Here is a 10,488-nt window from a genome sequence, read left to right as displayed (position 1 = left end):
CTGAATATTAAGGTTCATGATATAGCGAGAGTAGAAAAACAATATACGTGAATGATGATACCAAACGGGCTTAAAATCGTCTTGAAAAATCAGCAGGAATACAAATTTGTCGTCGCAAAAAGACAGGAATTCTTCAGCCGTTTGGAGAATCTATTATAGAACCATATCATCGAATATCAAGAGCACGGCGGCAAAAGTTTTGCTGTTCTGCTCGCTGATTTGAAAAAGAAACAGAATTTAAAGAAGGAAAACCGGCTAAGTTTCCCATAAAAAAGATGTACATATGAAGAAAAAAACTGAAAATAAAATTTTTTTAATATAGCCTTTACAAATGGGTGTGTTCCCGTATATAATAGTCCTTGTCAGATCGAGAGTTACACAAATAACTGATGCGGAGGATTAGCTCAGCTGGGAGAGCATCTGCCTTACAAGCAGAGGGTCGGCGGTTCGATCCCGTCATCCTCCACCATTAATATATTTATAATGAGCCGGTGTAGCTCAATTGGTAGAGCAACTGACTTGTAATCAGTAGGTTGGGGGTTCAAGTCCTCTTGCCGGCACCACGATTTTATGATATAATATAAAAGTTGCTGAAAAAAAAGAATGACTGTTTGATGAGTCATCAGCTTTTATTCGTAAGATTGGAGCCATTAGCTCAGTTGGTAGAGCATCTGACTTTTAATCAGAGGGTCGAAGGTTCGAGTCCTTCATGGCTCACCATTTTATGCGGATGTGGCGGAATTGGCAGACGCGCTAGAATCAGGCTCTAGTGTCTTTTAAAGACGTGGGGGTTCAAGTCCCTTCATCCGCATCGCCAATATATTTTGCGGAAGTAGTTCAGTGGTAGAACACCACCTTGCCAAGGTGGGGGTCGCGGGTTCGAATCCCGTCTTCCGCTCCAACCATCCACGCCGGGGTGGTGGAATTGGCAGACACACAGGACTTAAAATCCTGCGGTAGGTGACTACCGTGCCGGTTCAAGTCCGGCCCTCGGCATTGACATATGCGCCCGTAGCTCAATTGGATAGAGCGTTTGACTACGGATCAAAAGGTTAGGGGTTCGACTCCTCTCGGGCGCGCCATTATGTGTAACGGGAAGTAGCTCAGCTTGGTAGAGCACATGGTTTGGGACCATGGGGTCGCAGGTTCGAATCCTGTCTTCCCGACCATTCTTTGGGGCCTTAGCTCAGCTGGGAGAGCGCCTGCTTTGCACGCAGGAGGTCAGCGGTTCGATCCCGCTAGGCTCCACTTTGTTATCTCTATATTAAATCTATATCATGGCGGTGTAGCTCAGCTGGCTAGAGCGTACGGTTCATACCCGTGAGGTCGGGGGTTCGATCCCCTCCGCCGCTATTAAAGGACCTTTAGCTCAGTTGGTTAGAGCAGACGGCTCATAACCGTCCGGTCGTAGGTTCGAGTCCTACAAGGTCCACCATTATTACGGAGGAATACCCAAGTCTGGCTGAAGGGATCGGTCTTGAAAACCGACAGGGGTGTCAAAGCCCGCGGGGGTTCGAATCCCTCTTCCTCCGCCATACATTCTCTATATGATTTATTATCATCGCGGGGTGGAGCAGTTCGGTAGCTCGTCGGGCTCATAACCCGAAGGTCGCAGGTTCAAATCCTGCCCCCGCAACCAAAACAATTCATAAGAAGTACCCGAAGGGTGCAGCTAAATGGTCCGGTAGTTCAGTTGGTTAGAATGCCTGCCTGTCACGCAGGAGGTCGCGGGTTCGAGTCCCGTCCGGACCGCCATTTAAATACTTGGCTCGGTAGCTCAGTTGGTAGAGCAACGGACTGAAAATCCGTGTGTCGGCGGTTCGATTCCGTCCCGAGCCACCATTTACAATTTGATATATTTTGGCGGTTGTGGCGAAGTGGTTAACGCACCAGATTGTGGCTCTGGCATTCGTGGGTTCGATTCCCATCAATCGCCCCAATAAAAATGCGGGTGTAGTTTAGTGGTAAAACCTCAGCCTTCCAAGCTGATGTCGTGGGTTCGATTCCCATCACCCGCTTCATTTGCATATCATGGGCCTGTAGCTCAGCTGGTTAGAGCGCACGCCTGATAAGCGTGAGGTCGATGGTTCGAGTCCATTCAGGCCCACCATGATATTCCACAGTAGCTCAGTGGTAGAGCTATCGGCTGTTAACCGATCGGTCGCAGGTTCGAATCCTGCCTGTGGAGCCATGGAGAAGTACTCAAGTGGCTGAAGAGGCGCCCCTGCTAAGGGTGTAGGTCGTGTAAGCGGCGCGAGGGTTCAAATCCCTCCTTCTCCGCCATTTCAAATATGGCCCGTTGGTCAAGTGGTTAAGACACCGCCCTTTCACGGCGGTAACACGGGTTCGAATCCCGTACGGGTCATCGTTTAAAAACCCCTGTATCTATTTGATACAGGGGTTTTTTTGTATGACTTCAGTCAATTGGTTTGAAAGCTGTTGTTGAATTTTGTCAATAAAAAGAAGCGCTTTCATAAGAGGGATCGATCCATTTTCTGCGAATAAATGAGTAATCTTTAAATATAGTGGCAGAAAGGATGAAATCAATGACTGATGTGAGTGCCGCAGATTTTGAAATGCATCTGTTTCATGAAGGCCGCCTTTATGAAGGCTATAGATTATTCGGCGCTCATCAGACAGAGCAGGATGGCCAAATAGGCTTCCGGTTCTGCGTTTGGGCTCCTCATGCTAAAAAAGTCCGAATCGTCGGGACGTTTAACGGCTGGTTCGGATTGACACATCAGATGCGAAAGCTGAGTCATGAAGGCATATGGGAATTGTTTATCCCTGGAGTTGAAGAGGGGGAGCTGTACAAATATGAAATCACGACAGCTGCAAATGAAACGAAACTAAAGGCTGACCCTTATGCTTTCCTTTCTGAAGTCAGGCCGAAAACAGCGTCCATTACTTATCGGCTGCCGGGATTTGAATGGAACGATCATAAATGGCTGAAGAAGAAAAAGCGTAAGGCCGTTTATGAAAAACCGGTTTCGATCTATGAGCTTCACATCGGTTCATGGAAGAAGAAAGCCGATGGGAGCTTCTTCACGTATCGGGAAATGAGTGGAATGGTTATTCCTTACGTAAAGGAGCATGGTTTTACTCATATCGAGCTGATGCCGATTACTGAACATCCTTTTGATCGTTCATGGGGCTATCAAACAACGGGATATTACAGTCCGACAAGCAGGTATGGAAAACCGCATGATTTGATGTATTTTATCGATCAGTGCCATCAGCATGACATCGGCGTCATTCTTGATTGGGTTCCCGGCCATTTCTGCAAGGATGAGCACGGCTTGTATTTATTTGACGGAACGCCTTTGTATGAATATATACATGAGCATGACAGGGAAAATTGGGAATGGGGAACCGCGAATTTTGATTTCGGAAAACGCGAAGTTCACAGTTTTTTAATATCGAATGCGCTGTATTGGATTCAAATGTATCATATAGATGGATTTCGAGTCGATGCCGTCGCAAACCTCCTGTATTGGCCAAACCGTCCTCAGCCTGAAGCCAACGGTTTTGCGATCGAATTTATCCAATCCTTAAATGAACAAGTTTTTGCTAAAGATCCGCATTTTCTGATGATAGCAGAGGACTCCACAGACTGGCCGAAGGTGACGCATCCGACTGATGAAGGCGGTCTAGGGTTTAACTATAAGTGGAATATGGGTTGGATGAATGACATTTTAACCTATATGGAAACCCCTCCTGAACAAAGAAAGCACCTGCATCATCTTGTTTCTTTCTCCTTAATGTACACCTACTCTGAAAATTACATCTTGCCGTTTTCCCATGATGAAGTGGTTTACGGCAAAAAGTCTCTGCTTCATAAAATGCCTGGAGATTATTGGCAGAAGTTTGCTCAATACCGCCTGCTGATCGGTTTTTTCATTGCACATCCCGGAAAAAAGCTTCTTTTTATGGGCGGGGAGTTCGCCCAATTTGATGAATGGAAGGATGATGAACAGCTTGATTGGTTTTTAGAGGATTTTGAGATGCATCATAAAGCTGAGAACTTCACAAAAGACGTTTTTCACATCTATAAAAACAGCAGGATTCTTTACGAAAATGATCATCGTCCGCAAGGCTTTGAATGGATTGATGTCCATAATGCGGAACAATCCGTTGTATCGTTTATCCGCTATGGAAAAAAGCCGAACGAAGCGCTGGTCATCGTCTGCAACTTTACACCGGAAGTTTATCACGGCTATCAGATCGGCGTCCCTTTTCAAACCGAATATGTTGAAATTTTAAATAGCGATGATAAAGCCTACGGCGGTTCGCATCAAATCAATCTGAAACATCTCCAAGCACAAAAAGGCGTTCTGCACGGCAAACCAGCCTGTATTAGCATGACTGTCCCCCCGCTTGGGATCTCGATTCTCAGAGCGGTCAAAAAGAGAGGAGTGAAAAAGGGATGAAAGACCAGTGTGTGGCCATGCTTTTAGCAGGCGGAAAAGGAAGCAGGCTGAACGCTTTGACAAAACATTTGGCTAAGCCTGCGGTTCCGTTTGGCGGAAAGTACAGAATCATCGATTTTGCCCTCAGCAACTGCACAAATTCTGGAATCCATCATGTCGGTGTACTGACTCAATACCAGCCGCTTTTGCTGAATTCATATATCGGTATAGGTGAAACATGGGATCTTGACCGGAATAACGGCGGGGTTGCGATTCTGTCTCCTTATGCTGAGGCATCAGAAGTGAAGTGGTATAAAGGGACGGCAAGCGCCATTTATGAAAATCGCCATTTTTTAAAAGAGCGTCAGCCTGAACATGTGCTCATTTTATCAGGGGATCATATATACAAAATGGATTACGGAAAGATGCTTGAATACCACATTGAAAAACAGGCTGATGCCACCATTGCTGTCATTGAGGTTAACTGGGCTGAAGCCGGCCGTTTCGGGATTCTTCACACAAACGATCAGATGGACATTACTTATTTTGAGGAAAAGCCGAAATATCCGAAAAGCAATTTAGCTTCGATGGGTGTTTACATTTTTAAATGGAGCGTGCTTGAAGAGGCATTGGAACAAGATGAGAAAAAAATGGATTCCAGCCATGATTTCGGCAAGGACATTATTCCTGCTCTTCTTCATGAAAAAAAGAAGCTGAATGCATATCCGTTTCAAGGCTACTGGAAGGATGTCGGGACGATCAGAAGCTTGTGGGAGGCCAATATGGATTTGCTTGGAGACCATCCCGCGCTTGATCTGTTTGAGCGAAACTGGCGAATTTACTCGGTCACGCCTGACCTTCCGCCCCAATTTATTGCTGAACAAGCGGAAGTAAAAGAATCTCTCATCAGTGAGGGGTGCGCCGTCTATGGGGCGGTAGCCCGATCGGTTGTTTTTCAAGGCGTCAGTATCGGCAGGCACTCCAAAATCAAACATTCGGTGATTATGCACGATGCCGAAATCGGAGATCATGTTGAACTAGAAAATGCCATTGTTCCACCCGGAATGCGGCTTCCGGACGGCTTTCGCGCCAAGTCTGAGAATGATGAGGTTCTGCTTATCACAGAGGAGTTTGTAGAAAAACATAAGGTTGTCTAATCAACTGGGAGAGGCGGGGATGCCAATGAATAATCAAATGCTGGGAATTATTGATGCAGCCGTAAATCAGCAGTCTCTTCAAGATTTAACCGCCGGACGTTCCATTGGAGCTGTCCCGTTTGCGGGCAGATACCGGCTGATTGATTTTGCTTTATCAAGTATGGTCAATTCAGGTATTCGAAGTGTTGCGGTATTTTCCAGGCCTCCGTACCGCTCCTTAATGGATCACTTGGGATCTGGTCAGGAGTGGGATTTAAATCGGAAAAGAGACGGTCTGTTCTTTCTGCCTGCTTCACTTTCTCATGATGAAAATGCCGGGCTGGGATCATTTCATCAGTTTGCCGAGCATCTTGATTATTTTAAGAGAAGCACACAACAATATGCAGTCATCACCAACAGCTATACAGTCTGTCAAATTCCGTTTCAATCTGTTCTAAAAAAACATCTTGAATCAGGCTGTGATCTGACTGAAATATGTCAGGAAGGTAAGCCTCTTGGCATGTACGTGACGGCCAAAAAGCTATTAAAAGAAATGATTGAGGGTCATCAGGAAACAGGGCTGCGGTCATTTGAAGAAGCCGTCGAAAAGGAGCGGAACTCGCTTTCTATCTGCCGTTATGAGCATTCGGGATATACCGCTGTTATCGATACGCCGGAAACCTATTTGCTTCACAGTCTGAAACTGATTCATCCGGTGTTTTGGCAGCAGATTTTTCATTTGGAGCACCCTGTTTACACAAAAGTGAAACATGAACCTCCAGTGAAATATTCACAAAATAGCAGTGTGAAACAATCGATCATCGCAAACGGCTGCGTGATCGATGGGGAAGTCGAGAATTCGGTGCTGTTCCGCGGGGTTTATGTAGGCAAAGGAACAAAAATTAAAAACAGCATTGTGATGCAAAAAACACAGATTGGAGAAAATTGCCGTTTAGAACATGTCATCTGTGACAAAGACGTCAAGATCGGCCATGACATCGAAATGTCCGGGACAATGAACCTTCCGTTTATGCTGAAAAAAGGAGCCGTGCAAGGAGCGCTGATGAACTCTTGAACATATTATTCGCTGTTTCTGAGTGTGTGCCGTTTGTAAAATCGGGGGGGCTCGCAGATGTAGCCGGGGCTCTTCCGAAGGAGCTTGCCCTTTTAGGAGTTGAAACGGCGGTGATGATGCCGAAATACAGCTTGATTGCCGAAGACTTCAAAAAGCGCATGAACAAAATCGCCGAGTGCGAAGTATCCGTCGGTTGGCGCAGGCAGTATTGCGGTATTGAAGTCCTTGAGCATGACGGTATTCATTATTATTTTATCGACAATGAATATTATTTTAAGCGGAGTACACTTTACGGCCATTATGATGACGGAGAACGGTTCGCTTTTTTTTCGCGGGCCGTCTTAGAAGCTTTATACACGCTGGATCTGGCCGTTGACATCATTCATACACACGATTGGCATGCAGCCATGATCAATTATTTATTGAAAGAGGAATATGGGAAAAAGCCATTTTACCAAGACATGAAAACCGTACTGACGATTCATAACCTTCAATTTCAAGGAGTCTTTCCGAAGGAGACCGTTCATGATCTGCTTGGACTTGATTTATCCCATATGACCACTGACAGGCTTGAGTTTTATGGAAACGCCAATTATATGAAAGGCGGAATCATGGCGGCTGATCAAGTGACAACAGTCAGTCCGACATACCGCAATGAAATTCTGACGCCTTATTATGGCGAGCGGTTTGAAGGCGTCCTCTCCGAAAGGCAGGATGTCCTGACAGGAATTTTAAATGGGATCGATAAGACAATATACGATCCTTTGCATGATCCCCACATCGATTATCACTATGACGCAGAAAATCTTGCCGGAAAACGGAAAAACAAAACCGTGATTCAGCAGATGCTGGGGCTCACTGAAAATGAAAAAATTCCGGTCATCAGTATGGTCACAAGGCTTACAAAACAAAAAGGCATTGACCTGATCAAAAGAGTTCTGCACGAATTGCTTGAAGAAGAAGAGATGCAGATCATCGTTTTAGGGACCGGCGAAACAGAATTCGAAAGCTATTTCCGCTATATGGAGTACGCATTCCCGAGAAAATGCAGGGCATACATCGGATTCAGCGAACCGCTCAGCCATAAGATTTATGCCGGAAGCGACCTTTTCTTAATGCCTTCTAAATTCGAGCCGTGCGGGATTGGACAGCTGATCGCCCTCACATATGGAGCGGTTCCGGTCGTCAGGGAAACAGGCGGTCTTCATGACACCGTATCGGCTTACCAGGAAAAAACCGGGGAAGGCAACGGATTTACATTCACCCATTTTAATGCCCACGATATGAAGTACACGATCAAAAGAGCGCTGTCCTTTTATCATCAAAAAGATATTTGGAATGACATTGTCCAAAAAGCGATGACACAGAATGTGGGCTGGGCCGAATCAGCCCGGCAGTATCAGCAGATATTCGACCGGGTGACAAGGGGGGAAGCGTCATGTTCTCGTGTAAAGAAAGCTTTAAACAAAGCTTTTTAAAACGGCTTGAGAGGCTGTGCGGCAAAAGCTTTCACGATTCATCAAAACTTGATCAGTACCAGACGCTCAGCATGATGGTCAGAGAATATATCAGCTCAAACTGGATCGGGACGAATGAGCAGAGCCGTTCCAACCAAAACAAACAAACGTACTATTTATCGATTGAATTTCTGCTGGGCAGGCTTCTCGGGCAAAATTTGCTTAACCTCGGCGTACGCGGCATTGTCCAAAGGGGTCTTGGCGAGCTTGGCATTTCTCTTGATGACATTGAAGAGACCGAAATAGATGCGGGGCTCGGAAACGGGGGCTTGGGCAGGCTTGCGGCTTGCTTTTTGGATTCGCTGGCATCGCTTGACCTTCCAGGGCACGGGATGGGGATTCGCTATAAACACGGGTTTTTTGAACAAAAAATCGTTGACGGCCATCAGGTCGAGCTTCCTGAACAATGGCTGAAGCACGGGTATGTCTGGGAAATCCGCAATGCGGATCAAGCAGTCTGTGTTTATTTTGGCGGTGAGGTTAAGATGGCCCAGGAAGGCGGCCGTCTGCGCTTTTGGAATGAAAATGCCGAAGTCATCACAGCCGTGCCTCATGATATTCCTGTGATCGGCTATAAAACAAAGACGATCAATACCCTCAGGCTGTGGAATGCCGAGCCTTGCAGTCTCCAGCACGAGCAGAATATCTTGAAGTATAAGCTGGATACAGAGGCCGTATCAGAATGTTTATATCCGGATGACACACATGACGAAGGGAAAGTCCTCCGGCTCAAGCAGCAGTATTTCTTAGTATCCGCAAGCCTGCAAAGCATTGTGAAGAGCTACAAAAAAAATCACCGGTCTCTATACGACTTCCACAAAAAAGTTTCGATCCACATTAATGACACACATCCCGCTTTAGCAGTGCCGGAGCTGGTGAGAATCCTGCTCGATGAAGAAAAAATGACCTGGGAGGAAGCGTGGTATATAACAGTACATACGATCTCATATACGAACCATACGACGCTTGCCGAGGCTCTTGAAAAATGGCGGATTGACTTATTTAAACCGCTTCTGCCAAGAATTTTTATGATTGTTGAAGAGATCAATGAACGGTTTTGCGAATGGCTGTGGGAAAAATACCCGGGAGATTGGGACAGGATTGAAAAACTGGCGATTATCGCTCACGGAGAAGTGAAAATGGCACATCTGGCGATTGTCGGAAGCTATAGTGTAAACGGCGTTGCCAATATTCACTCCAACATATTAAAAGAGCGTGAAATGAACGGCTTTTATACCGTTTTTCCTTCTAAATTCAACAATAAAACAAATGGCATGTCACATAGAAGATGGCTTTTAAAAGCAAATCCGCCGCTGGCTGACCTCATTACCGAAGCGATAGGGGACAAGTGGATCAAAGATCCGGAAAGTCTGCTTGAACTCCAGCCGTATGCCCATGATGCCTCTTTTATCGAATCGTTTCAAAAAATAAAAAGGCAACGAAAACAGATTCTGTCAGACATCATAAAAAACAGCACAGGCTTTGCCGTTCATCCCGACAGCATCTTCGACGTTCAGGTGAAACGGCTGCATGCCTATAAGCGGCAGCTTTTAAATGTGATTCATATGATGTACCTTTACAACAGGCTGAAGGATGATTCCGCGTTTTCCATTTATCCGCAAACATTTATTTTTGGAGCAAAAGCATCGCCGACTTACCATTATGCCAAAAAAATCATTAAGCTGATCCATTCTGTCGCACATAAAGTCAACCATGACCCTGAAGTCAGACACTCAATGAACGTCATCTTTTTGGAAAATTACCGTGTGTCTTCAGCTGAACGGATTTTTCCGGCTTCAGATGTCAGTGAGCAAATCTCTGCGGCAAGCAAAGAAGCTTCCGGCACCGGAAACATGAAATTCATGATTAACGGGGCTTTAACGATCGGAACGCATGACGGGGCCAATATTGAAATGCTGGAGAGAGTGGGTCCCGACTGTATTTATACGTTTGGTTTAAAGGCGGATGAAGTGCTTCATTATGGCGAAAAAGGCGGTTACCGATCACGGGAATACTATCAGCATGATGCAAGAATCAGACAGGCGGCAGATCAGCTGATCAGCGGATTTTTTGAAGGTGAAGCAGATGAATTTGAACAGATTTATGATTCCCTTCTCGCACATAATGACGAGTATTTTGTGTTAAAGGATTTTGCGTCATATGCAGAAGCCCAGGAAAGAATTCAAAAGGATTACCGGGATAAACGGCTTTGGGCTGAAAAGGCCGTCACAAATATTGCCCATGCTGGCTATTTTTCAAGTGACCGCACGATAAGGGAATACGCGGACGATATCTGGGGCATTAAGCCGCACCCCCGCTAACGGCAAAATGCTAAGCCCCTTCTGCCGGGG

At 45.8% G+C, this 10,488-nt stretch carries 6 protein-coding genes and 21 tRNA genes (1 of these 27 cut by a window edge); all 27 read left to right on the top strand.

Annotated features, from left to right (window positions below; genetic code table 11):
- Nucleotides 1-51, top strand: partial view of a hypothetical protein gene (locus RBH91_RS17165; protein ID WP_307892323.1) — the final stretch only. 138 nt of this gene lie to the left of the window's left edge; 51 of the gene's 189 nt are visible here — the last part of the coding sequence; the start codon falls outside the window, past its left edge; the stop codon is at nt 49-51.
- Between the two features lie 342 nt (nt 52-393).
- Nucleotides 394-469, top strand: a tRNA-Val gene (locus RBH91_RS17160).
- An 18-nt stretch (nt 470-487) separates the two neighbouring features.
- Nucleotides 488-563, top strand: a tRNA-Thr gene (locus tag RBH91_RS17155).
- A gap of 81 nt (nt 564-644) precedes the next feature.
- Nucleotides 645-720 (top strand) — tRNA-Lys (locus RBH91_RS17150).
- 6 nt (nt 721-726) lie between these two features.
- Nucleotides 727-811 (top strand) — tRNA-Leu (locus tag RBH91_RS17145).
- Between the two features lie 15 nt (nt 812-826).
- Nucleotides 827-901 (top strand) — tRNA-Gly (locus RBH91_RS17140).
- 9 nt (nt 902-910) lie between these two features.
- Nucleotides 911-996 (top strand) — tRNA-Leu (locus tag RBH91_RS17135).
- Between the two features lie 9 nt (nt 997-1,005).
- Nucleotides 1,006-1,082: transfer RNA gene (locus tag RBH91_RS17130), tRNA-Arg, on the top strand.
- A 10-nt stretch (nt 1,083-1,092) separates the two neighbouring features.
- A tRNA-Pro gene (locus tag RBH91_RS17125) sits at nt 1,093-1,169 on the top strand.
- A 6-nt stretch (nt 1,170-1,175) separates the two neighbouring features.
- Nucleotides 1,176-1,248 (top strand) — tRNA-Ala (locus RBH91_RS17120).
- 31 nt (nt 1,249-1,279) lie between these two features.
- Nucleotides 1,280-1,353, top strand: a tRNA-Met gene (locus RBH91_RS17115).
- Between the two features lie 5 nt (nt 1,354-1,358).
- A tRNA-Ile gene (locus tag RBH91_RS17110) sits at nt 1,359-1,435 on the top strand.
- A 7-nt stretch (nt 1,436-1,442) separates the two neighbouring features.
- Nucleotides 1,443-1,535 (top strand) — tRNA-Ser (locus tag RBH91_RS17105).
- A gap of 27 nt (nt 1,536-1,562) precedes the next feature.
- Nucleotides 1,563-1,639 (top strand) — tRNA-Met (locus RBH91_RS17100).
- Between the two features lie 39 nt (nt 1,640-1,678).
- Nucleotides 1,679-1,755 (top strand) — tRNA-Asp (locus RBH91_RS17095).
- 11 nt (nt 1,756-1,766) lie between these two features.
- Nucleotides 1,767-1,842: transfer RNA gene (locus RBH91_RS17090), tRNA-Phe, on the top strand.
- Between the two features lie 21 nt (nt 1,843-1,863).
- Nucleotides 1,864-1,939: transfer RNA gene (locus RBH91_RS17085), tRNA-His, on the top strand.
- Between the two features lie 8 nt (nt 1,940-1,947).
- Nucleotides 1,948-2,018: transfer RNA gene (locus RBH91_RS17080), tRNA-Gly, on the top strand.
- Between the two features lie 15 nt (nt 2,019-2,033).
- Nucleotides 2,034-2,110: transfer RNA gene (locus RBH91_RS17075), tRNA-Ile, on the top strand.
- Between the two features lie 6 nt (nt 2,111-2,116).
- A tRNA-Asn gene (locus RBH91_RS17070) sits at nt 2,117-2,191 on the top strand.
- A 1-nt stretch (nt 2,192) separates the two neighbouring features.
- Nucleotides 2,193-2,283, top strand: a tRNA-Ser gene (locus tag RBH91_RS17065).
- A 10-nt stretch (nt 2,284-2,293) separates the two neighbouring features.
- A tRNA-Glu gene (locus RBH91_RS17060) sits at nt 2,294-2,365 on the top strand.
- Between the two features lie 181 nt (nt 2,366-2,546).
- Nucleotides 2,547-4,430, top strand: coding sequence for a 1,4-alpha-glucan branching enzyme (gene glgB / locus RBH91_RS17055; protein ID WP_307892322.1), 1,884 nt, complete (start codon nt 2,547-2,549; stop codon nt 4,428-4,430).
- On the top strand, nt 4,427-5,566 hold the full coding sequence (locus RBH91_RS17050; RefSeq protein WP_076761329.1) for a glucose-1-phosphate adenylyltransferase: 1,140 nt from the start codon (nt 4,427-4,429) through the stop codon (nt 5,564-5,566). Before glgB ends, RBH91_RS17050 begins: the two co-directional genes overlap by 4 nt.
- Before the next feature lie 25 nt (nt 5,567-5,591).
- Nucleotides 5,592-6,620, top strand: a complete 1,029-nt coding sequence (locus tag RBH91_RS17045) for a GlgC family sugar phosphate nucleotidyltransferase (RefSeq protein ID WP_307892321.1) — start codon at nt 5,592-5,594, stop codon at nt 6,618-6,620.
- Nucleotides 6,617-8,098: a glycogen synthase GlgA gene (glgA, locus tag RBH91_RS17040; protein WP_307892320.1), complete on the top strand. Its 1,482-nt coding sequence runs from the start codon at nt 6,617-6,619 to the stop codon at nt 8,096-8,098. The genes RBH91_RS17045 and glgA overlap by 4 nt, the downstream gene beginning before the upstream one ends.
- Nucleotides 8,059-10,458: a glycogen/starch/alpha-glucan phosphorylase gene (locus tag RBH91_RS17035; RefSeq protein WP_307892319.1), complete on the top strand. Its 2,400-nt coding sequence runs from the start codon at nt 8,059-8,061 to the stop codon at nt 10,456-10,458. Before glgA ends, RBH91_RS17035 begins: the two co-directional genes overlap by 40 nt.
- Nucleotides 10,459-10,488: the final 30 nt, after the last annotated feature.

The organism is Bacillus swezeyi (assembly GCF_030908325.1).
Classification (GTDB): domain Bacteria; phylum Bacillota; class Bacilli; order Bacillales; family Bacillaceae; genus Bacillus; species Bacillus swezeyi.
The sequence above is the reverse complement of the archived record's forward strand: the minus strand, read 5'-3'. Positions and strand labels throughout refer to the sequence as shown.

Excerpts from the sequence above, each read along its gene's own strand:
- RBH91_RS17045 (WP_307892321.1), top strand. The coding sequence starts at position 5,592 with ATGAATAATCAAATGCTGGGAATTATTGATGCAGCCGTAAATCAGCAG.
- RBH91_RS17050 (WP_076761329.1), top strand. The coding sequence starts at position 4,427 with ATGAAAGACCAGTGTGTGGCCATGCTTTTAGCAGGCGGAAAAGGAAGC.
- RBH91_RS17035 (WP_307892319.1), top strand. The coding sequence starts at position 8,059 with ATGTTCTCGTGTAAAGAAAGCTTTAAACAAAGCTTTTTAAAACGGCTT.
- glgB (WP_307892322.1), top strand. The coding sequence starts at position 2,547 with ATGACTGATGTGAGTGCCGCAGATTTTGAAATGCATCTGTTTCATGAA.